The sequence below is a fragment of the Bradyrhizobium sp. 27S5 genome (assembly GCF_037217225.1).
Taxonomy (GTDB): Bacteria; Pseudomonadota; Alphaproteobacteria; order Rhizobiales; family Xanthobacteraceae; genus Bradyrhizobium; species Bradyrhizobium septentrionale.
The window spans coordinates 404,027-425,473 of the sequence record NZ_CP147714.1; the positions used below are offsets into that span (position 1 = coordinate 404,027).

General features: G+C 63.5%; 23 protein-coding genes. 10 read left to right on the plus strand and 13 right to left on the minus strand.

What is annotated here, in order from left to right; all coding sequences use genetic code 11:
* Positions 1 to 95: 95 nt before the first annotated feature.
* On the plus strand, positions 96 to 887 hold the full coding sequence (locus tag WDM24_RS01960; RefSeq protein WP_166301690.1) for a CarD family transcriptional regulator: 792 nt from the start codon (positions 96 to 98) through the stop codon (positions 885 to 887).
* Positions 888 to 1,461: 574 nt separating this feature from the next.
* Positions 1,462 to 1,860 carry a nuclear transport factor 2 family protein gene (locus WDM24_RS01965; protein WP_029079623.1) on the plus strand — a complete coding sequence of 133 codons (399 nt, stop codon included), beginning with the start codon at positions 1,462 to 1,464 and terminating at the stop codon, positions 1,858 to 1,860.
* 71 nt (positions 1,861 to 1,931) lie between these two features.
* On the opposite strand, the gene WDM24_RS01970 is transcribed toward WDM24_RS01965, so the two are convergent.
* From WDM24_RS01970 to cyoA, 7 genes are read right to left on the minus strand one after another with little or no spacing between them, the layout of a single operon-like run.
* Positions 1,932 to 2,468 carry a response regulator transcription factor gene (locus WDM24_RS01970; protein ID WP_338830249.1) on the minus strand — a complete coding sequence of 179 codons (537 nt, stop codon included), beginning with the start codon at positions 2,466 to 2,468 and terminating at the stop codon, positions 1,932 to 1,934.
* Positions 2,458 to 3,786: an ATP-binding protein gene (locus tag WDM24_RS01975; RefSeq protein WP_414645803.1), complete on the minus strand. Its 1,329-nt coding sequence runs from the start codon at positions 3,784 to 3,786 to the stop codon at positions 2,458 to 2,460. The genes WDM24_RS01970 and WDM24_RS01975 overlap by 11 nt, the downstream gene beginning before the upstream one ends.
* Positions 3,787 to 3,814: 28 nt before the next feature.
* Positions 3,815 to 4,618, minus strand: a complete 804-nt coding sequence (locus WDM24_RS01980) for an SURF1 family protein (RefSeq protein WP_414645804.1) — start codon at positions 4,616 to 4,618, stop codon at positions 3,815 to 3,817.
* A 26-nt stretch (positions 4,619 to 4,644) separates the two neighbouring features.
* Positions 4,645 to 5,037 carry a cytochrome o ubiquinol oxidase subunit IV gene (gene cyoD / locus WDM24_RS01985; protein ID WP_338694760.1) on the minus strand — a complete coding sequence of 131 codons (393 nt, stop codon included), beginning with the start codon at positions 5,035 to 5,037 and terminating at the stop codon, positions 4,645 to 4,647.
* Positions 5,034 to 5,663, minus strand: a complete 630-nt coding sequence (gene cyoC, locus WDM24_RS01990) for a cytochrome o ubiquinol oxidase subunit III (RefSeq protein WP_029079628.1) — start codon at positions 5,661 to 5,663, stop codon at positions 5,034 to 5,036. Before cyoC ends, cyoD begins: the two co-directional genes overlap by 4 nt.
* Complete coding sequence (cyoB, locus tag WDM24_RS01995; RefSeq protein ID WP_338830251.1) at positions 5,660 to 7,663, minus strand: cytochrome o ubiquinol oxidase subunit I; 2,004 nt, start codon at positions 7,661 to 7,663, stop codon at positions 5,660 to 5,662. Before cyoB ends, cyoC begins: the two co-directional genes overlap by 4 nt.
* A 10-nt stretch (positions 7,664 to 7,673) precedes the next feature.
* Positions 7,674 to 8,840 carry a ubiquinol oxidase subunit II gene (gene cyoA, locus WDM24_RS02000; protein ID WP_338830252.1) on the minus strand — a complete coding sequence of 389 codons (1,167 nt, stop codon included), beginning with the start codon at positions 8,838 to 8,840 and terminating at the stop codon, positions 7,674 to 7,676.
* Positions 8,841 to 9,039: 199 nt separating this feature from the next.
* Between cyoA and WDM24_RS02005 the strand changes: the two genes are divergently transcribed.
* The 3 genes from WDM24_RS02005 to WDM24_RS02015 all read left to right on the plus strand — a co-directional run bounded on the left by WDM24_RS02005 (position 9,040) and on the right by WDM24_RS02015 (position 12,509).
* Positions 9,040 to 10,332: an MFS transporter gene (locus WDM24_RS02005; RefSeq protein ID WP_166301710.1), complete on the plus strand. Its 1,293-nt coding sequence runs from the start codon at positions 9,040 to 9,042 to the stop codon at positions 10,330 to 10,332.
* A gap of 325 nt (positions 10,333 to 10,657) precedes the next feature.
* Entirely contained in the window at positions 10,658 to 10,888 is a 231-nt protein-coding gene (locus WDM24_RS02010; RefSeq protein ID WP_338830253.1) for a hypothetical protein, read from the plus strand.
* 1,294 nt (positions 10,889 to 12,182) lie between these two features.
* A complete protein-coding gene (locus WDM24_RS02015; protein WP_338830254.1) occupies positions 12,183 to 12,509 on the plus strand; it encodes a nuclear transport factor 2 family protein in 327 nt (108 codons plus the stop codon).
* A gap of 120 nt (positions 12,510 to 12,629) precedes the next feature.
* On the opposite strand, the gene WDM24_RS44300 is transcribed toward WDM24_RS02015, so the two are convergent.
* Positions 12,630 to 12,842 carry a LuxR C-terminal-related transcriptional regulator gene (locus tag WDM24_RS44300; protein WP_414645668.1) on the minus strand — a complete coding sequence of 71 codons (213 nt, stop codon included), beginning with the start codon at positions 12,840 to 12,842 and terminating at the stop codon, positions 12,630 to 12,632.
* Between the two features lie 918 nt (positions 12,843 to 13,760).
* Here WDM24_RS44300 and WDM24_RS02020 point away from each other — a divergent pair.
* From WDM24_RS02020 to WDM24_RS02030, 3 genes are all read left to right on the plus strand, one after another.
* Positions 13,761 to 14,174 (plus strand): hypothetical protein, encoded by a 414-nt coding sequence (locus WDM24_RS02020; protein ID WP_338830255.1) that lies wholly within the window; start codon positions 13,761 to 13,763, stop codon positions 14,172 to 14,174.
* Positions 14,175 to 14,255: 81 nt separating this feature from the next.
* Positions 14,256 to 14,669 (plus strand): hypothetical protein, encoded by a 414-nt coding sequence (locus tag WDM24_RS02025; protein WP_338830256.1) that lies wholly within the window; start codon positions 14,256 to 14,258, stop codon positions 14,667 to 14,669.
* A gap of 150 nt (positions 14,670 to 14,819) precedes the next feature.
* Positions 14,820 to 15,482, plus strand: coding sequence for an SOS response-associated peptidase (locus WDM24_RS02030; protein ID WP_338830258.1), 663 nt, complete (start codon positions 14,820 to 14,822; stop codon positions 15,480 to 15,482).
* A 32-nt stretch (positions 15,483 to 15,514) separates the two neighbouring features.
* On the opposite strand, the gene WDM24_RS02035 is transcribed toward WDM24_RS02030, so the two are convergent.
* The 3 genes from WDM24_RS02035 to WDM24_RS02045 all read right to left on the minus strand — a co-directional run bounded on the left by WDM24_RS02035 (position 15,515) and on the right by WDM24_RS02045 (position 17,741).
* Positions 15,515 to 16,393 carry a P63C domain-containing protein gene (locus WDM24_RS02035; RefSeq protein WP_338830259.1) on the minus strand — a complete coding sequence of 293 codons (879 nt, stop codon included), beginning with the start codon at positions 16,391 to 16,393 and terminating at the stop codon, positions 15,515 to 15,517.
* A gap of 4 nt (positions 16,394 to 16,397) precedes the next feature.
* Complete coding sequence (locus WDM24_RS02040; protein WP_338830260.1) at positions 16,398 to 16,619, minus strand: hypothetical protein; 222 nt, start codon at positions 16,617 to 16,619, stop codon at positions 16,398 to 16,400.
* Positions 16,620 to 16,931: 312 nt separating this feature from the next.
* Positions 16,932 to 17,741, minus strand: a complete 810-nt coding sequence (locus WDM24_RS02045; protein WP_338830261.1) for a transporter — start codon at positions 17,739 to 17,741, stop codon at positions 16,932 to 16,934.
* Positions 17,742 to 17,926: 185 nt separating this feature from the next.
* On the opposite strand from WDM24_RS02045, the gene WDM24_RS02050 reads away from it, so the two are divergent.
* Both WDM24_RS02050 and WDM24_RS02055 read left to right on the plus strand, forming a co-directional pair.
* On the plus strand, positions 17,927 to 18,304 hold the full coding sequence (locus WDM24_RS02050; protein WP_338830262.1) for a hypothetical protein: 378 nt from the start codon (positions 17,927 to 17,929) through the stop codon (positions 18,302 to 18,304).
* An 86-nt stretch (positions 18,305 to 18,390) separates the two neighbouring features.
* Positions 18,391 to 18,792, plus strand: a complete 402-nt coding sequence (locus tag WDM24_RS02055) for a c-type cytochrome (protein WP_166211919.1) — start codon at positions 18,391 to 18,393, stop codon at positions 18,790 to 18,792.
* Positions 18,793 to 18,954: 162 nt separating this feature from the next.
* Here WDM24_RS02055 and WDM24_RS02060 read toward each other — a convergent pair whose 3' ends face one another.
* Complete coding sequence (locus WDM24_RS02060; RefSeq protein ID WP_414645669.1) at positions 18,955 to 20,457, minus strand: M48 family metalloprotease; 1,503 nt, start codon at positions 20,455 to 20,457, stop codon at positions 18,955 to 18,957.
* Positions 20,458 to 20,511: 54 nt separating this feature from the next.
* Complete coding sequence (locus WDM24_RS02065) at positions 20,512 to 21,255, minus strand: thermonuclease family protein (RefSeq protein ID WP_338830263.1); 744 nt, start codon at positions 21,253 to 21,255, stop codon at positions 20,512 to 20,514.
* Positions 21,256 to 21,447 lie beyond the last annotated feature (192 nt).

Here is a 21,447-nt window from a genome sequence, read left to right on the forward strand (position 1 = left end):
TTGCCCGCAGCGCAACCAAGGGCCGTGCCAAGGCGCCCGTGAAGGGGGCCAAGAAGGCGGCGGCTGCAAAGTCCTCAAAGAACAAAAGAAGCGTGATGCCAGAAAAGACTGCCAAGACTGCCGCGAAAGCGGCAGCTGCGAAGCCCGCTGCTGCGAAGGCCGCCCCCAAGACTGTTGCTGCTGCGCCGAAGCCGGCCGCCCCGAAGGCTGCCGTCCCCGCCGCTGCTCCGAAGGTTGCCGCCAAGCCGGCCGCTGCGCCGCCCCCGGCAGAGAAGAAGGTCGTGACCCAGCGTCAGGGCTTCAAGGCCAATGAATTCGTGGTTTATCCCGCTCACGGCGTCGGCCAGATCCTGGCGATCGAGGAGCAGGAGATCGCGGGCGCCAAGCTTGAGCTGTTCGTGATCAATTTCATGAAGGACAAGATGACGCTGCGCGTTCCGACGGCGAAGGTCGCCAATGTCGGCATGCGCAAGCTGTCGGAGCCGGCGCTGGTCAAGAAGGCACTGGAGACGCTGAAGGGCCGCGCCCGCGTCAAGCGCACCATGTGGTCGCGCCGCGCCCAGGAATACGAAGCGAAGATCAACTCGGGCGACATCGTCGCGATCGCCGAGGTGGTCCGCGATCTCTATCGTTCGGAATCGCAGCCCGAGCAGTCCTACTCTGAACGCCAGCTCTATGAAGCGGCGCTCGACCGCCTGTCGCGCGAAATCGCGGTCGTGCAGCACTCGACCGAGACCGAGGCGATCAAGGAGATCGAAGGCCAGCTCGCCAAGAGCCCGCGCCGCGGCGCCAAGGCGGAAGCCGAGGGTGAAGGCGAGGGCGATGCCGACGGTGAGGATCTCGACAGCGATGGCGACGATACCAGCGTCGCCGACGAAGCCGCCTAAGCAGCGCTGCAAGGTTTCAGATGAAAAGCCCGGTCGCAGGACCGGGCTTTTTGTTTTTGCGGCGCGCGTTGCAACGCCACCGAAGTAAACGGCAACGCTGCGTCCACGCGGCTCTCTATTCGTAGCCCGGATGAAGCGAAGCGAAATCCGGGGTTGGGCCCATCCGCGGATCGATTGGCCCCGGATTACGCTGCGCTGCATCCGGGCTACAGGCAGACGCCCCGTCATCCTGAGGTGCGAGCTCTTGCGAGCCTCGAAGGATGCACGGCCCGAGTGCTTGCAGGTGCGCGCGGAAATAGCCGGGCCGTCGCCCTTCGAGACGCGCTGCGCGCTCCTCAGGGTGACGGCGAGGCACTCTCCACTTCGCTAGCTCGCTAGCTGGGCTACTGCATCGGCCGCTTCACCCGCTGCTTCTCTCGAGCTTCCGCCAGCCACGTAAACGATCCTGACCGGAATCGCCTTGAGTTGTTTCACGGATGACGACGGCAATCGGTGCCCGGCATGCTATGCTGGCCGCCCTGCCGTTATTGGATCGACGTTAAGATGACCCATCAATTTGCAGAGGAGAAATCCGATGGCATCCAATGTTGAGGCAACTAGGAAGGGCTATGAGGCCTTTCAACGTGGTGACATTCCAGCGCTCATCAGGGATCTGATCGATGACGACTGCACGTGGATAACCCCAGGTCCCCAGGATAAATTGCCTTGGGCTGGGACCTTTAGGGGAAAGCAGCAGATTGCAAACTTCTTCGTCCAGGTCGGCGAGAATTTGGAGTTCAGCGAGTTTGCTCCGCGTGAGATGATCGAGCAGGGCGACACCGTCGTGGTCTTGGGCACACTCACGGCGCGGGCAAAGAGAACAGGCAAGACCGTAACGAACGAATGGGCCCACGTTTTCAAGTACCGCGACGGAAAGGCGGTCCGTTTTCAGGAGTACATCGACACTGCGGCGGATGTTGCCGCGATGTCCTGACGGAGCGAGAGGCGGCCGGCTGAATCAGGCGCGCATTCGCGTGTCTCGTTGGCGTCGTCGGCCTCTATCGCCTACTTCACCCGCTGCTTCTCGAGCTTGCGCGCGAGCGTCCGGCGGTGCATGCCGAGGCGGCGGGCGGCTTCGGAGATATTGAAATCGGTCTCGATCAGGGTCTGGTGAATGCGTTCCCATTCCAGCGTCTTGATCGAGGTCGGCCGCGCGCCGACCTCGATGGCGGAATTGCCTTGCGCTTTAAGGAATGCGGCCTCGATGTCGTCGGTGTTCGACGGTTTTGCCAGATAGTGGCAGGCGCCGAGCTTGATCGCCTCCACTGCGGTCGCGATGCTGGCGAACCCGGTCAGCACGACGATCAGCATCTCCGGATCATGCGCGTGCAGCGCTTCGACGCAGGCGAGGCCGGAGGCGCCGCCGGCGAGCTTCAGGTCGACCACGGCATAGCCGGGCGATTGTACTTCCAGGAGATGCCGCACCTCGTCGAGCGAGGCCGACACCGCGACACCGTAGCCGCGGCGCTCGAACGAGCGCTTCAGTGTGCGGGCAAAGCCGGCGTCGTCCTCGACGATCAGGAGCTGGCGTTCATCCGTCAAGATGGTCTCCGATCGCGAGCGTCGACAGCGGCAGCTCGAGCCTGACCGCGGCGCCGATATCCGGGCGGTTGCGCGCCGTCACCACGCCGCCCAGCTTGCGCACCACGTTGCCGACCAGGAACAGGCCGAGGCCGCTGCCGGGGCTGCCCTTGGTCGATTGATAAGGCTTGCCGACATGCGCCAGCATCTCGCGCGAGAAGCCCGGGCCGCGATCGATCACCGACAGCACCAGCCTGTCGCGATCGCGCTCCGCCGTCAGCTCGATCCAGTCGCGCGAGACCTCGGCGGCATTGTCGAGCACGTTGAAGATCGCCTGCTTGAGCGCGATGTCGGAGACGATCGGCAGGTCGGCCCCGAAGGCGTTGCGGAAATACAGCGTCGCCGACGGCCGCGACGTCCGCCATTCCTCGACCAGCGCCGACAGGAATGCAGCGACCGTGGTCGGCGAGGAGCCTTCGCCGCGGGCCTCGCCGGCCGACAGCAGGATGCCGGTGACGATCGTCTTGCAGCGCTGCACCGAGATCTCCATCTCGCCGAGGTCCTGCGACAGCTCGGGATCGGAGGCGAGCGCGGGCATCCGGCGCCAGTCACCCAGGATGACTGAGAGCGAAGCGAGCGGCGTGCCGAGTTCGTGCGCGGCGCCGGAGGCCAGCAGCCCCATCCGGACGATATGGTCCTGTTCGGCCGCGTCCTGGCGCAGCGCCGCGAGGCGGAGGTCGCGGTCGCGCAGGTTGCGGTTGATCCGCGTCATGAACACCACGAGCAGCACGGCGTCGAGCACGAGGCCGATGAAGGTGCCGACGATATGGAGGTTGAACGCATCGGCAAAGCCCTGCTGCGGCAGCTCCAGCGGCCGGTAATAGTTGGTCAGCCAGGCGAAGTTCATGCACACCAGCGCCACCAGCGACCAGGTCGAGGGGGCGTCGAGCAGCACCGCGCCAAGCGTGACCTGCAGCAGATAGAGCGACGTGAAGGGATTGGTGGCGCCGCCGCTGAGATAGAGCAGGACGGTGAGCGCAGCAACGTCGAGCGTCAGCGCGATCAGGAGCTCGCGGTTGTTGATGTCGGCGCGGTAGCGCAGCCACAGCAGGCTGACGAGATTGAGCGCCACCAGCCCCGAGATCACGGCCGCCATCGGCATCAGCGGCAGCGCGACGCCCATCCAGAACTGCACAAAGCCGATGGTCGCGATCTGGCCGATCACCGCGATCCAGCGCAGCTGGACCAGCAGGGCCATGTTCTTGCGGTTGGTGGCGACGTCGGCGGGAGCTGCGAGATCGAACGGCATGCCGGCAGCCGCGTTCACGGCGGACGGCATTACGGCCGTGCCGGTCTCGGCCTTTTCGTCATGCGGATCCGATGTGCGCTCGAGCATCTGGGCCTGTGTCGCGAGACAGATTGCGGGCTGCGCCGATCAGGCGGCGCACGGCGGCGCGCCTTGAGTCCCACCCTGGATCAGCGCCGGCGCGGCCCCTGCCGCTGATGATGCGCAGGAGCGCGCCCGCCAGCATAAAGGCCAGCGCGAACCATGTCAGCGCGTAAATCAGGTGGTTGTTCGGAAACCGCACCATCGTGAGCCCGCCGATGGGGTAGCCGCCCGGATTGGGCGTTGCATCGGCGTCGATGAAGAAGGGGGCGACCTGCGACAATCGGCGGCTGGCGGCGATCGCTGCGACGTCGCGCGAATACCAATGGCCCGATGCGGGGTCGTTGCTGCGCAGGAAGCCGCCCTTCGGCTCCGAGATTCGCAAGAGGCCGGTGACGCTGACGGTGCCCTGCCGCTCGCCGTCGCGCCGCGTTGCAGGATCGCGTCTGTCAGGCGGCACAAAGCCGCGATTGACCAGCACCGTGGTTCCGTCAGCCATGCGCAGCGGGGTCAGCACCCAGAAGCCCGGGCCGTCGGTCGTCACGGCCTGCACCAGCGTCTCGTCGGTATTGAGGAAAGTGCCGCTGACGGTGACACGGCGGTACTCGTCGCTCGCGGCGGTGACCGCCGGCCATGACGACGGAGGCGGCGGCGCTGTTGGCGCCGCATGCATGCGCTGCTCGACCCGCCCGATCAGCGCCAGCTTCCAGGTCCTGCGTTCGACCTGCCAGGCCCCGAGCGCGATCAGCAGCACCACGCCCAGCATGCCGAGCGTGAGCAGCACAAGCGATGGTCTGGCCGACCGACTGGTCACGGCATCTGGCTCATGTCGTGCAGGGGCATCATGTTGACGTTGAGATGATGCATGACCCACAGCGAGCCGGTCAGCGCGATCACCACCATGATCACGGTGAAGATCAGCGCCATCATGGTCCAGCCGTTCTCGGACCGCGTGTTCATGTGCAGGAAGTACACCATGTGCACGACGATCTGCACCGCGGCGAGCACGAGCACGATCAGCGCGGTGACCTGCTTGTCGACGATGGTGCCGGTCATCACCAGCCAGAACGGCACCGCGGTGAGGATCACCGAGAGGCCGAAGCCGATCAGATAGCTCTTCAGCGAGCCATGGGCGGCGCCACCATGGTCATCATGGCCGTGACCGCCGGCGGCGGAGTGCAGGGCGTGAGAGTCTGTTGTCATCGCAGCATTCCCAGGAGGTAGACGAAGGTGAAGACGCCGATCCAGACCACGTCGAGGAAGTGCCAGAACATCGAGAGGCACATCAGCCGGCGCCGGTTGGCTTCGGTCAGGCCGAAACGCGCGGTCTGCACCATCAGCGTCACCAGCCAGACCAGGCCGAAGGTGACGTGCAGGCCGTGGGTGCCGACCAGGGTGAAGAACGACGACAGGAAAGCGCTGCGCTGCGGCGTCGCGCCCTCGTGGATCATGTGCGCGAACTCGGTGAGCTCGATGCCGAGGAAGGCGAGGCCGAACAGTCCGGTGATCGCAAGCCAAATCTGCGTCGCGCCGATCCTCGATTTCTCCATCGTCAGCATGGCAAAGCCATAGGTGATCGAGGAGAGCAGCAGCATCGTGGTGTTGAGCGCGACCAGCTTGAGGTCGAACAGGTCCTTCGGCGCCGGACCGGCGGCATAGTTGCCGCCGAGCACGCCATAGGTCGCAAACAGCATCGCGAAGATGAGGCAGTCGCTCATCAGGTAGATCCAGAAGCCCAGCATGGTGCTGGCGCCTTCCGGATGCGCATGCTCGTCGATGACGTGAAAGATCGGTTCGGAGCTTTGGGTGGAGACGGTAGCAACGGTCATGGCTGGGCTCCCGCGGCGAGAACGCGCGTCCGCGCATCTTCGGTCCGCACCACCTCATCCGCCGGGATGTGGAAGTCGCGGTGATAGTTGAAGGTGTGGCCGATCGCGACCGCGAGCAGCGCAATGAAGCTTATGGCGGCGAGCCACCAGATGTACCAGATCAGGCCGAACCCCATGACTGTCGCCAGTCCGGCGAGGATGATTCCGGTGCCGGTGTTGGACGGCATGTGGATCGGCTTGAAGCCGGTGAGCGGACGCCGGTAGCCGCGGCGCTTCATGTCCCACCAAGCATCGTTATCGTAGACCACAGGCGTAAAAGCGAAGTTGTAGTCCGGCGGCGGCGAGGATGTCGCCCATTCCAGCGTGCGCGCGTCCCAGGGATCGCCGGTGGTGTCCTTCAGCTGCTCGCGTCTGAGAATGCTGACCGCGAACTGCACCAGCATGGCGCCGATGCCGAGCAAAATCAGGAACGCTCCGAAGGCCGCGATGACGAACCAGATCTGCAGGGACGGGTCGTCGAACACGCGGAGCCGTCTCGTCACGCCCATCAGGCCGAGCACGTAGAGCGGCATGAAGGCGAAGTAGAAGCCGGAGACCCAGAACCAGAACGACAGCTTGCCCCAGAACGGATCGAGCCTGAAGCCGAACGCCTTCGGGAACCAGTAGTTGATGCCGGCGAACAGGCCGAACAGCACGCCGCCGATGATCACGTTGTGGAAATGCGCGATCAGGAACAGGCTGTTATGCAGCACGAAATCGGCCGGCGGCACCGCGAGCAGCACGCCGGTCATGCCGCCGATCACGAAGGTCAGCATGAACGCCACCGTCCACATCATCGGCAGCTCGAAGCGGATGCGGCCGCGATACATCGTGAACAGCCAGTTGAACATCTTGGCGCCCGTCGGGATCGAGATGATCATGGTGGTGATGCCGAAGAACGAGTTCACGCTGGCGCCGGAGCCCATCGTGAAGAAGTGGTGCAGCCAGACCAGGTAGGACAGGATGGTGATGACGACCGTGGCGTAGACCATCGAGGTGTAGCCGAACAGCCGCTTGCCGGAGAACGTCGCGGTCACCTCGGAGAAGATGCCGAACGCCGGCAGCACCAGGATGTAGACCTCGGGGTGGCCCCAGATCCAGATCAGGTTCACGTACATCATCGGGTTGCCGCCGAAGTCGTTCGTGAAGAACTTGGTGCCGACGTAACGGTCGAGCGACAGCAGCGCCAGCACCGCGGTGAGCACCGGGAAGGAGGCGACGATCAGGACGTTGGTGCAGAGCGAAGTCCAGGTGAACACCGGCATCTTCATCATCGTCATGCCCGGCGCGCGCAGCTTGACGATGGTGCAGACCAGGTTGATGCCCGATAGCGTCGTACCGACGCCGGCGACCTGCAATCCCCATATGTAGTAGTCGACGCCGACGTCGGGACTGTAGCCGATGTTCGACAGCGGCGGGTAGGCGAGCCAGCCGGTGCGGGCGAATTCGCCGACGAACAGCGACATCATCACCAGCACGGCGCCGCCGACCGTCATCCAGAAGCTGAAATTGTTGAGGAAGGGGAAGGAGACGTCGCGGGCGCCGATCTGCAGCGGCACCACATAGTTCATCAGGCCGGTCACCAGCGGCATCGCCACGAAGAAGATCATGATCACGCCGTGCGCGGTGAAGACCTGGTCGTAGTGATGGGCCGGGAGATAGCCGTCCGAGCCGTTGAAGGCGATCGCCTGCTGCAGCCGCATCATCAGCGCGTCCGCGAAGCCGCGCAGCAGCATCACGATGCCGAGGATCATGTACATGATGCCGATGCGCTTGTGGTCGACGGTGGTGAACCACTCGCGCCACAGATAGCCCCAGAGCCGGAAATAGGTGACGAGGGCGAACAGCGCGAGGCCGCCGGTCGCGACCACGGCGAAGGTGCCGACCAGGATCGGCTCATGGAACGGCAGCGCTTCCAGATTGAGGCGGCCGAAGATCATCTTGATGAGATCGGGATTCATGCGGCGCTCCTCAGGAGTCTGATTTCGGGCGCTGGCCGAGCAGCAAAGAGGTCGATGACGGATGGGCGGGCGAGAACGGCGGCCGCTTCAGCCCGACGCCGCGCAGCGGCGTCAGATCGAGCGGGGCGAGAACGTCACGCGACGGCGCGTCCTTGATCTCGTCCATCGAGCAGATCCCGGCGACGAAGGTCGGCTCAACGCCGAGCGGCGCGCCGCGGCGGGCGTATTTGTCGTAAGTGAGCGGCAGCGTGTTGTTGAGGCCTTCGCGGCCGAGCCCGCCCTTGGCGTCGATCGCCATCATCTCGCTCATGCACATCTTGCCCGGCTCGACGCACATGTTGAGGATCGCCTTGTAGAGATCGCGATCGACGGTGCCGTAGAGCCGCACCGGATCGTTCTGGCTCGGACGCTCGAGCTGCAGATAGTCGGTGCGGCCGAGCATGTTGGTGCTGGCCTTGGCGTTGGCGACCCACTTGTCGAAGCCTTGGGACGACAGGCTCTTGAAGTCGAAATGCATGCCGGAGAATCCGGCGCCGCTGTAATTGGCGGAGAAGCCGCGGAAGGTGCCTTCCTGGTTGGCGACCGCGTGCAGCTTGGTTTCCATGCCCGGCATCGCATAGATCTGGCCGGCGAGTGCGGGGATGTAGAACGAGTTCATCACGGAGGAGGCCGTGATGCGGAAGCGGATCGGGCGGTCGATCGGAGCTGCGAGCTCGTTGACGGCGGCGACGCCGTAATCCGGGTAGATGAACAGCCACTTCCAGTCGAGCGCGACCACCTCGACATTGAGCGGGGCGTCCTTGCTCTCGATCGGCTTGTCGGCGGCGATGCGGCCGAGCGAGCGGTAGGGATCGAGCAGGTGCGTGCCCATCCAGGTCAGTGCACCCAGGCAGATGATGATCAGAAGCGGCGCCGACCAGATCACGAGCTCAAGCTGGGTCGAGTGATCCCACTCCGGCTCGTAGGGTGCTTCGGTATTGGATTGCCGGTAGCGCCAGGCGAAGAAGATGGTCAGCGCCATCACCGGAAGCACGATCACGAGCATCAGGATGGTGGAGATCACGACGAGGTCGCGCTGCTGGGCGGCGATGTCACCGGCAGGCGCCAGGACGACGAAATCGCACCCGCCGAGGAACGCCGCGAACGGCAATAAGGCCAATAATTTCAAGGCGCGCACGGCTCACCCCCAAGGGATCGGCTGGAATTTTATGAGTTCCGCCAACGGGTAGCTGCGATGCAGCAAAGTTGACATTGGACAATTTGTCCAATGTTGCACTGCGGGATAGGAGGTCAGAAGGTGAAGTGGATCGCGTGGCAAATTCTGCCCGTGGCCTCATCTTGAAGGACGGTCTCCGGCGATGGCACAGGCCCCAGCAATGGCTCACGGCACCCCGACGGCATCAGGTCGCGGGCAGGCGAAACCCGGCGAAATCGCCATCGGCGTCATCATCGGACGCACCTCGGAATTCTTCGACTTCTTCGTTTATGCGATCGCCTCGGTGATCGTGTTCCCGAAGCTGGTCTTCCCGTTCGTCAATGAACTGACCGGCACGCTCTATTCGTTCGCGATCTTCGCGCTGGCCTTCGCCGCGCGGCCGCTCGGCACCGTGATCTTCATGGCGGTCGACCGCCGCCACGGCAAGGGCGCCAAGCTCGTCATCGCGCTGTTCCTGCTCGGCACCTCCACGGTCGCGATCGCCTTCCTGCCCGGCTACGACACGATCGGCGTCGCGGCGATCTGGCTATTGGCTGCCGCGCGGCTCGCGCAGGGCATCGCCTGGGGCGGCGCGTGGGACGGTCTCGCCTCGCTGCTCGCGATGAATTCGCCGCCGAATCGCCGCGGCTGGTACGCGATGGTGCCGCAGCTCGGCGCGCCGCTCGGGCTGATCGTGGCGAGCGCGCTGTTCGCCTTCTTCGCCGGCAACCTCTCGGCGGATGATTTCTTCGATTGGGGCTGGCGCTATCCGTTCTTCGTCGCCTTCGCCATCAACGTGGTGGCACTGTTCGCGCGGCTGCGCATGGTGGCGACCGATGAATATTCCGAACTGTTCGAAAGCCGCGATCTGGAGCCGGCGCGCGTCGGCGAGACCATCAAGCAGGAGGGCCGCCACATCCTGCTCGGCGCGTTTGCGCCGCTGGCGAGCTTTGCCCTGTTCCACATGGTCACGGTGTTTCCGCTGTCCTGGGTGTTCCTGTTCACCAAGGAAAGCCCGGTGCGCTTCCTGATCATCGAGATGATCGGCGCCGCGGTCGGCGTCTTCGCGATCATCGCCTCCGGCATGATCGCCGACCGCGTCGGCCGCAAGCCGCTGCTGCTGGGATCGGCGGTCGCGATCGCAGTCTACAGCGGCTTCGCCCCGCAGCTGCTCGATGCCGGCGCGGTCGGCGAGACCGTCTATATGGTGCTCGGCTTCGTGCTGCTCGGCCTGTCGTTCGGCCAGTCGTCGGGCGCGATCGCCTCGAGCTTCGCGCGGACCTATCGCTACACGGCCTCGGCGCTGACCTCGGATTTCGCCTGGCTCTTCGGCGCCGGCTTTGCCCCACTCGCGGCGCTGCTGCTGGCGACCCATTTCGGCCTGATCTCGGCCGGTGCGTATCTCCTGTCGGGCGCGGTGTGGACGCTGCTTGCGCTGTGGCTGAGCGGCCTGCGCGAAGCCGAAGTTAACTAGTCACGCAGCCCTGTCTTCTCCTTCCCCCTGAAAGGGTAAGCACTTAGTGCTCGTTGAACGGAAAAAATCTTGCGTTATTAATAAGTTGTGGAAAATGTCGCGGGCGCGTGTCCCGCCTGTGTCCCGGCGAGCTTTTAACTCGGTATCCATCGACCCGGCGTCGCAGCCTGTGCGCTGGCGCGGTCTGCCCGGTGTCCGAGTGGCCCTGCCCTGCGGCGCGCTGTAGGGCCTTCCTGCGGCCTCTGATGCCTGCCTGTTGTCGTGGTGATGGTGACGCGCTCGACGCTGGCGCTGTCGTCTGCGCGCGCTGCTTGCCGCTGTCGTGATGCTGGCTGGAGGCCAGCTCGCGAACGTCGATCAAGCACATCCATGCCGAGGAGTGGAGCCGGTTTGTCCACGTGGACAAACCGACATCGTCGAAGCGCAATCGCGGAGGATCATCAAAGGCGATGCACAGAGCCTGATCGGCGATGCGCGCTGCCTGCTGGCGCTTCGGCTTGAAGTCTGCTTCGCCCAATTGATCGCGAATGTGGCGGCGTTCTTGCCCCTCAATTAACGAAAGCGTGATTGGGGGTGCGCCCGTGACTGCACGGACGTCCAAAATTGAATAGGACCGCACAATCGCTCTTTGTCAGCATCGACTAGTGTGCCTCATCGGCCGTCCCCCGGCCGTGCCCTCCTTGGGCGTTTCCTCCCTAGACTTGGGCCGCTTGTGGCAACGCAAGCGGCCTTCCTTTTTGTGTCCGGTTTCTCGGGCCTGACTTTGCCGGTCAGTGATGCTGTGGCTGCTGCCGTCGTGACGCGCGTCGTGACGGTGACGCGGTGACGGTGCGGGCCGCTGCCCGTGCTGGCTCCGGGTTCGATGCGTGCCGTGCCGCGCATCTCAACGAAAGAAGCCGTCCCGGGGGTCATACGGTGACGGCTTCTCGCTCACGCAACACACTGTCCACCAGAAGGTGGGGACTGATGATGCATGGACGCGGTTTGATGTTGGCCGACACGGTGACGTGGTCGAGGTCGAGGTGATGCGCGCGCGACAGCGCGACCGTCGAAGGATGGCGGATGTGAGTGCAACCGTCTAATGACATAGATCAAGACAGGTACCGGCAGAGCGAGTAAACTTCTAATCTTGGGGCAGTCCAGCAAGGGAGGCAGTCATGATCTCTCGACGGAAGCTTCTTTCTTCTTTGGGCTTGGCGACTGCAATAGCCGCGTTCCCGACCGTGCTGATGGTCCCTGACGCGGAGGCGCAGACCGCTGGTATGGAAAGGCGTCAAGATCGACGTGAGGGGCGACGCGAACGCCGCGAGGATCGCCGTGACGCGCGCCAAGTGCGCCGCGAGGGTCGCCGTGAAGCGCGCCAAGTGCGGCGCGGAGTTACGACGGCGCCGGGAGTTACGACGGGGACAGCTAAGTAGCTTGGCTAGAGCGTAGTGGGTCGATAGGTCATCATCTCCGCTCATCGTCCCGGTGCAGCGCCAGCAGCAGTTTGCGTGCATGAAGGGAAGAAATGATCGAGACGTGGCACGCTGTAACCTTCTGCTCGGCGAGCCTAGAGCTTAGTCGTTAACCTTCCGGCGCCCTCCGCACGGTCGTCCGGGTCCTCTGGGGCGCGCGGAAAATGCGGGGACCGCGCGACGCCTCGATGCCATCATATTTGCGATTTTTCACACGCACCTAAATTTTATGCCACTCGGTACACAAAGGTGCACCAGCGCCGAAGCACGAGAGGAAGCCTGAGACGGATTGAGAGGTTCACTTCGGGGCGCGCGGGCAGTATTTTTCCCAGTATCGGAGCCCCCCACAAGCGTTCTAACCGTCACCTACGACACGGCATGTAGGTGAGGAATATGTCCTTTGACCCGATGGCCGCCGCGGTTGATTGGCTCGACGCCTACCGCGCTGGCGATGTTGAAGCCATCCTAGACATGTGCGCCGACGACGCCGTGGTGTACTGTGAGTGCGGCAGCTCGAAAACCCTGACCGGCCGAGAAGCGCTGCGCGCCTACTGGGTTGATCGTCTCAAGCATCATCCTGCATTTGAATTGGATGACCTTCGGCTCTCCCGAACCGAGCCCGTAATCTCGTATTTTACGAGCGACGGCGTGGTCAAAGCTATTTTGACGTTCAACGCTGTCGGACAAATTCGGGAGCTGAGCTGCGGTCCTGCCAACTGAAGCGGCCTCTGATTGAGCGGCCCCAGCAACCTTTGGGGGCCATGGGGGCCGGTGCTGGGGCCATCTACCTGCCCGGTTGGAGCGGGCCAGGTTCGCGCTTCGACTAAGACGGTGGCGCAGCTATTGGTGAAACGGCCATCTAGCCAATCTGTCCGCTGCGTCCATGAGCTGGGCCTGAGATTTGATGTTGAGCTTTCTGAGGAGACGGAGGCGTTGGATCGATACCTGAGCTTCGGTCCCGCCGATCTGCACAGCAATCTCCGCATCACGCCGCCCGAGCGCCATGCGCCTCAGGAGTTTCTTTTCGCGCGGGCTCAGTATTAGCGTCGTCACGACACGAACAGAGCGATTCCGATTATGGCGAGTGGGCTCAGCCCGAACAGTACGATGTAAACGCTTTCAAGTAGGTCTTTCCCCATGGCACAACCTTTGCGTTGAGGTCGAAGCCTAGGCTCATGGAACCTTATAAGAAAGTGCAGTTTGTGCCAGCAATGGAGCGACGAAAAATCGCACCCGGTCACGGCGCCAACCCCGTTTCTGTCGAGCCTGCCCGCGCGGTGTGCGCCGCGAGACGATCTTGCGATCCGGCGCAGCATCGAGCGGGTCGTGTTCGAGGTACGCGCCGAGATAGCCAACGTCTGCCAGCAGATGGCCGACAAGTGCGGTGAGCCGCCGACTTAGGGAACAAGGCTGACGAAAGCATCCGACGTGAAGGGCTAATAGCACGGTCCATAGGGGTAATACCCGCAGCGCGGCCTAGCGACCACCGCTCCCCCTACTACTGCTCCCCCCACTACCGCTCGCCGTGTCGTTCGACGTGCAACGCCCGCGACACTCACGGGGGTCAACGGTCGCCCCACACGGGCTTGCGCGCTATCAACGGACAGTAAGAGGCCGTCATTTTTTGACCATCCAACCGAACCGAAAACTCCACACACGACAACGGCGGCAACTAACAAAGCTCGTTTCAAGGCGATGTGTCTCATAACGACTTCCTTTCCCAAGTAGAGAACAACATTGTCTGGACCAACCCTGCGAATGCTTGATCCATGTCAACGTTCGTTGGGAAGCCAGAGCATGCGGTCCGATAGCTTTTTGGCCCTTCTCGGACCTCCCGGCATGTCTGCTTTTGTGCCGCTGGTTGGGGGCAAACGGGCATCGCGCTTCGGCCCTCCCGTTGTGCCCGGCACGCTATCCACCGCAAGCTGTAGCGGCTTGCCCGCTCATCGTGGCCGGGCGATCCTCGCTCGCATGGGCACCAAATCGCGCGAGACCATTTACGGCGCATCGATCCGGGCAGCGGCTGAGCGAGCGACGGAAGCGCGCAAGCAAGCCGACCGGCTCACCGTCGAGGCGTGGAACGCGCGCATGCTCGGCTTTCAGGGTCCGGCGCAGCCATCGCCCGCGCTGGGCGATGCCCTCAACGCCGGATACCGCTACCTCGAAGTGAAGTGCCTCGGCTGCAACACGCATCAGACCGTCGCGCTCGACATCGTGCGGCGACCGAAGTCAACGCCGGTCCACGAACTGGAACGCTACATGCGCTGCAAGGATTGCTCGCAGGTGCGCGGCTATCCATACAAGCGCAGCCATCTGGTCGCGCTGCGACCGACGAAGATTTCTGCGAGCGAACCACGGTCAACATGGTGGCCGGGAGAAAGATAGATCGAACCAGCGATGCCCCTATCACATTACGCCTTGGACAACTTCGTTGCTCCGAAATTATCATCCCTGACAAGCTGCGGGATGCCGGAAATCGTATTTCCTGAGGTTCCATTTGCAGCGGTTATTCTGGGCCAAATCTTTGTTAGGCCTTTGGGTAAAACGCAAATTCGCTTGTTGACAAACCTCCTCAGGTGGATCGATGGAGCGTTTGCCAGCTACGTCGCCGCGCGAACAAATCTCATCGCCTACACGGCGGTACCGCGCGGTAAGTTGAGCGACTACTACAGGACCGTTCTGCATATCGAGCAATGCATCGCCGCTACTCATCACTCGGAAAGACTTGTCACCACTGTCTACAAAATTCTCGGATCGGTGCATCGGCCCCACTCAGGTGCGGCTGAGCGGCTTAGATTGCTTTACAATACTTCAAGCACATTGACGAACGGATCGAGGACGGCAAGCTTCACGACGATGCGACGCTACCCATTTGGCTGACAAACGAAGACATCGAGAGTAAGGATCACTCATTGAGCTTTGCTGAACTCTCTGGCTTCATGCAGGACTACGTTGGCTTGGTCGATGGCTTGTTGAGCCAATATCAAGGCGATGGACCGACCTAAACGGCCCTGTTCATTCCGGCTATTTATGTGCAATCTCTATAGCATCACCACCAACCAAGCCGCGATCATCAACCTGTTTCGCGTCGTCAACCGCTTCGTCGGCAACCTCGCGCCGATGCCCGGCGTGTTTCCTGACTATCCAGCGCCGGTTGTCCGCAACACCGAGACCGGCACAGAGATGACCCTGATGCGATGGGGCATGCCGCCGCCACCGCGCACAGGCGGGCCGCCGGTCACCGACATCCGCAACACGTCGTCGCCGCACTGGCGGGGTTGGCTGAAGCCGGAGAACCGCTGCTTGGTCCCGGCCAACAGCTTCGCCGAATACGCGCCGGAGCCGAACCCGGAGACGAAGAAGGACGTGGTGTGGTTCGCGCTCAGCGATGAGAGGCCGCTGTTCGCCTTCGCTGGCATCTGGACGACGTTCAATGGTGATCGCGGCACGAAGTCGAAGCCGGTGCCGGGTCCGCATCAGGTCTACGGCTTCCTCACCACATCGCCGAACGCGGTGGTCGAGCCGATCCATCCCAAGGCCATGCCGGTGATCCTGACCACCGATGAGGAGCGGGATGTGTGGATGCGCGCGCCGTGGGATGAGGCCAAGTCGCTGCAGCGACCTCTGCCGGATCACGCGCTCAGGATTGTCATGCGCGGTGCCGAGAAAGAGGACCGCACGGCGGCGGCATGAGGCGCAGGTCGCACGGCTGACGGCCGAAGCGCCTAGGCGGCGGTCTCGCTCGGCGGGTCGTAGTTGTCCGGGAACGGCAGCATCATGTTGCTGCCCCACTGCGGAAACTCATGGTCGAGGCGGTCCATGAAGACGCGCCAGTTCGGCGAATACTTCATCAACATCAGCACGGCAGCCAGATGCTCCTTGAGCTTCGGATGGCCAAAATCATCTGTGAGCCGCTGAAACAGTTTATTCTTGTTGTCGCCGCCTGGATATTTTGGTGTCAGACGCTTGAGTTCATCGAGCACGCCCGGAGCGAGCCGCTTGTAGACGATGTTGTTCGTCCAATGCCCGATGACACCGGGTCTGCCCGAGCCCTCGGTGTACGTCCAGCTATTGAGCCGATAAATCTGTTTGTAGAACTCTGACGGGAACGTCTTCACCCACGGACGAAGCTCCTTCGCCACGAACTTCTCCAAAATCTTGGCTAGCGCATCCCGCTGCCGAAAATCCTGATAGCCCGTCGCCTCGTCCACCAGCGCGATGATGCCAACCGTGGCAAAGCCATGCTGTAACTGCGCCGCCCGCGCCGCAAGGTGTTCCCGGTGCTTGCCCTTACCAAGCGACCCCTTCTGCTGGGCGTCGATCAGCACGGCGCAGATGTCGGGCAGAATGGTGGCATCATAGCCATCAGCCGGATTGCCACCGTGGGGAGGGATGAACCTAATCGGCGAGTTGGCTCGCGCTATCAGGCCCCTGACATCGACGCCTTTGTCGGCCAACTCCGACATCAGTTCGACAATCCGGCGCGAGCCGGTCTTGCCGCCACCTTGTGACAGGCCGATGCCTGCCTGCAATCCGCGCTGCGCCAGAACTCGCGTCCCATCGGCCAGCACGTAACAGGGAATTTCGATTTCACCGATGCGCAAGGGCCTATCGACGGCTCCGTACTTGGTCGGCGAGGCCAAAGCTCTTGATCCAGTTGCCGCCCTTGCCGTCGGCGGCACGGACGTTCCACGCGCCGGGTCCGGCGTTGCGCCGATAGCCCAAGCTGATGCCGGGTGCGACCGCGATCCAGTACGGCTTGCGCTGCTGCGCGAGCTTCGCGCGTGCGGTTCTGGTTTCAAGCGTTGCGGAGCGGATGCGGCGCGGCATGGATTAAGTCCTTCGGTGTCCCGGCTGTGTCCCGGCGATGGGTGTGTAAGCGGATGTACGCCAAGATAGCCGATATGGAAGAACTTATGAAGTTTGAATGGGTTAGAGGGATGCCGAGAGACGCCTATGTAAACCTGTAGAGCATCAATTTCCCCTGAAAGGGGGAAGGTCGGGATGGGGGTTAGCCACAGGCACCGGCGCGTGTGGAGAGACAGGATCCCCACCCGCTTTGCTCTGGCGAGCAAAGCGACCTCCCCTTTTCAAGGGGAGGTGGAAGCGCCGCGCGGATGGAGATGGGCCCATCACCCATCGTCATCGAAACAGCCCGTCGACGCGGAATGAATACCCCACGCCGACGATATAGTTCGGCGAGTTGCGGTTGAGCCCGAACGCGACATGGAGGTCGACCTGCTGGGTCGGCGTGATCCGGTAGAGACCGCCGGAATTGATCAGCTGGGTCGGCCGCGCGCCGTCAGGATAGTCGCCGACATATTCAGTGAACACGCTGATCCGCTCGGTCAGCTTCTTCTCGATCACGAAGGTCGCTTCCGACATGTGCCGTCCCGTCAGCTCGGCGGGACGGAAGAATTCCGTGAACATGCCGCTGACGCCCCAGCCTTCATGCAGCTCCCAGGACCATGGCAGCTGGATGTAGGGCTGCGCGCCGCGCCCGGCGATTTCGGCCGCACCCGTCGGCAGCGCGACGCCGGCGGTGAGCGAGAGGTCGATCTTCCCCGGCACCGGGCTGATCTGCCATTTGATGCCGGGCGCCACGTCGGAAAAGCCCGAGGCGCCGGGCGACTTCAGCGTGCCGGTGTAGCTCGGCAGGTCGATCAGCACTTCGAGGCAGGGCGCGATGCCGAGCCGCCAGCGGCTGTTGCTGCCGTCGATGCTGCGGCCAATGTTGCGGCCGGTCAGGTTGACGCCGTTCTCGTTCTGCAAGCTCCCGACCGGCACGACGATACTCGAATTGGTTACGTCGGGCCGGTCGGTCGCAATTTCGTCGCTCGCCTTGGGACAGCCGTCCGCGCGCGCAGCGGTGACTGCTGCGAGTGTGAGCGCAGCAAGCGCGCACCCGAGTTGGGCAAGTCGAGCGACGGCGCCGCACCGGTTGAGAAACACTGGGGATGCTCCTGTCGCGCGGCGCGCTGCGGAGGTGGCAGCTTGGAATAGATCGGCCGGTGACGCGGATATTCCTCGCAGACGGGAAAAAACTTCAACAAGACGTGCTGATGTCAGCGATCAATGCGGCTGGCGTCCGGCGTCTTTGTGCGGCAAGCTTGGGCTGCCGATCGAGGCGGCACGGCATGACCGCTCGAACGCCACGCGGATATCGCGCGCCGATTGCCATTGGCGCTCTGCTGCTGGGTCTGCTGGACCCATCGGGAGCCCTTGCCCGCGGGGGCAGCTTTCCGCGCGATGACCCCTGGAACGCGGAGCGCATCGACAATCTGCCGCCCGATATCCGCAATGCGGTCCTGCATATGTGCGGGTCGCGGCCCAATGCCGGGCACTATTTTGCGACCTATCTCGACAACGCCCGCGTGGTCAGGCTGCATTTCGAGCATTTCAATTGCGAGGGCGCGCAGCACCACCGCACCGGTGGCTGCCTGCATCAGGACTACGCCCGCTCCGGCGCGCATTATCATCTGATCCGCAACTACGTCGGCCGCTGCGAGGATTGAAGGAACCGCGCCCGCAGGCGGAATTTCAGGGAATAGAATGGCAGGGTGGCTGCTCCTGTTGTGGTGGCAAACAGGAGCCCCATGGAATGACCATTCGTTCGATCGCAGGCGCTATCGCGCCGCGGCACGCCAAACTCGCCGCGATGGCGGCGATTGCGCTTCTACTCGCCCTCAACAGCGCCCGGGCGGCAGGAGATCCGGCGCGCGGCGCCACGCTGTACCAGGGCTGCGGCGACTGCCATTCGATCGAGAAGAACGACGTCGGCCCGATGCACAAGGGTGTCGTCGGCCGCCTCGCCGGCACCGTCGCGGGCTACAATTACTCGCCGGCGCTGAAGGACTCGAAGATCGTGTGGACCGAGGCCAATCTCGACAAATGGCTGACCGGTCCGGACGCCATGGTTCCGGGCACCAAGATGTTCTACGAGGTTCAGGATCCGAAGGACCGCGCCGACATCATCGCCTTCTTGAAGGAGAAGGCGAAATAGAGCGTTCTCTTTCTCTCTACGTCGTCCCTGCGGAAGCAGGGACCCATAACCACAGGAATATGTTGCTAGGGCGCGCTGTGGCCCCAACTTTTTCCATCAATCGATAACGGTGGTTATGGGTCCCGGCGTTCGCCGGGACGACGGTGGCGAGGGTGCGTGGCCTCAATCCACCACGATCTTGACGCGGTCGCGCGGCTTTACCTGGGCGTGGGAATCGAGTCCGTTGAGCACACGGAAGCGCTCGGCCGGATGATCGACGCCGGCCATGCGGTGCGACAGCGATTCCACGGTATCGCCGGGCTGCACGTTGATGACCTTGATGCGCAGCGGCCGCGCGGCCTGGATCTCGTCGAGCGTCAGGCGGCGGAACGAGTTGACGGTCTCGCGCGCGTTGCGCTCGCTCTCGGTGGATTTCTGCTTGGCGGCGAAGATGAAGCGATAGACGTCGCTGCCGAAGCGCAGCGCGTAGACCTTGAACTGCCACTGGTCGCCATGCGCGGTGGCCGATGCCGCTGGAAAGCCGTTGATGTTGAGGTCCTCGGTCGAGGACTTCTCGACGCCTTCCATCCAGCCGGAGTTCAGATAGTCACCGAGCGACTGCTCGGCCGGCACCCGCACCACATCGAAACGCATCGCCTGGCTGCCGCCCTCGCGCACGCCGATCACCGCCTGCGCGGTGTTGTCGAGCGTGAAATTGTCGGGCGCGGTGAAGGTGAAGCCGAGCTTGGGATGCAGGAAGCGGCGGCCGCGCACAAACCCCTCGCTGGGGTCCTCGCCATAGACGATGTTGTCGATCGCGGCGAGATAGGTCTCGCGGTCGCGCTCGTTGTTTTCGGGCGACGAGTATTGCCGCGCAGTAGTCTGCGCATTGGCGATGCGCTCAGGCGTCGCCGGATGCGACGAGGTGAAGTCCTGCGCGCGCGGATCGAGCGCGGTCTTGCCGACCTTGAGCGCGGCATTGCGCTCCATCGCGGTCAAAAAGCGCGCCGCGCCGTAGGGATCGAAATGTGCGCGCGCGGCGATCCCGACGCCGATGCCGTCGGCCTCGAACTCCTGCTGCCGCGAGAAGCTCGCCATCGTCAGCTTGGTCTTGGCGAGCGCCAGCGCTGTGAGATCGGGGTCGCTGCTCATGTCGGTGACGACGCGCGTCACCACCGCGGCCTGGCGCGCCTGGTCCTCGCGCATCGCGGCGTGCTTGGCCAGCACATGCGCCATCTCGTGGCTCAGCACCGAGGAGAGCTCGGAGGTGTCGCTAGCGAGCGCGATCAGGCCGCGCGTGACGTAGAGCTGACCGGTCGGCAGCGCGAAGGCGTTGACTGCGCCGGAATTGAGGATCGTGACCTTGTAGGCTTGGTCGGGCCGTTCGGACGCGGCGACCAACTGATCGACGGTCTTGCTGATCAGGGCCTCCAGCTTCGGATCGTCATAGGCGCCGCCATAGGACGACAGGATGCGCTCATGCTCGCGCTCGCTGTTGGGCGTCTGCTGCACCACGCGGTTCGGCTTCACCGGAGCCGCCGCTGCGGTCGGGGGGGCCTGCTCGAAACGGCCGACATTGCCGATATTGCCGCAGGCCGAGAGCGTCAGGGCCGCGCAGACGAGCGCCAGCGCAGCCCAAAGACGGCGGCCAGTCCCCCCTTCACGCCCTCCTGCGTGCTCAATCACGTCAAATACCCACAAATTGTCCCATGAACCGGCCGGGGCATGGCCTCCTGGCCCCTAGTTCCCGCCGAGCATTTCAAGCTGCCCCACCCGGAGCAATTCGATTCGCGGCCCACGCCGTGCTTCCACCCAGCCTCGCACACGAATCCTACGATTTTCCAGAGACTTGGGCGCAAGCCCGGCCGCCTCGAACGCAGGGACTATGCGCCTTGAAATAGTCGCAGCAAAGTCCCGAGTCCAGTTTCGGCCGAAATTCAGATAGGTCGTCGCGCCAGCCTGACGCACGGACAAAACCCTGCCCTCGACCACTGTAAAACGCCCGATCCCGGCCAAAATATCGTCGGAACTTTCGGCGTTTTTTATGACGCTGGACTCGGCCCAAGTTCCCGATCGGGTGGTCCTCGCCTCGGCCTCCGCCGCCATCAGGGCCGCGGCGCAGTCCTTGTCGGCGATCTCTGAAGACACCAGAGCGAGGCCACGGCGCAGCAATTCACCCTGCACGGACGTCTCTTGGCCGTCGAGGAACGCATAGGCCGGCTGCCGGCCATAGCGGTCCGGCGTGTCATCCTGTCCGCGCAGCGTGACGTCGCGGCCGAGCAGCAGCGCCGACAGCGCGGCGGCGGCCTTCGCCCGGTCCGCGACCTCGATGCCGGCAAGCTTGACCTCACGGCCGTCATCCAGCCGAAAGCTGCGCGCATCGATTACTCCCGCAACACGGCCCTCGCCCTGAATCTCGAAACTGCATCCGGCCGCCTCGGCGCGTCCGATGCAGGCGCCGATCGCGAGGGCGCAGACTGTCATCGTCACCACCCGCGGGCTGCGACGCCATGCTGTATCGCGTGGAAGCATCATGCTGCACTCGGCGTTCCGGCGCGCTCCGTTCGGAGCGCAGTCGCAAATAAGCTCAGTCTGACGGAAAGATCGCATCGGAGCCACAAGCGAAGCGAGACGGCATCGATGGAGCCATCCTTGATTCGGCAACGCATTGCGGAT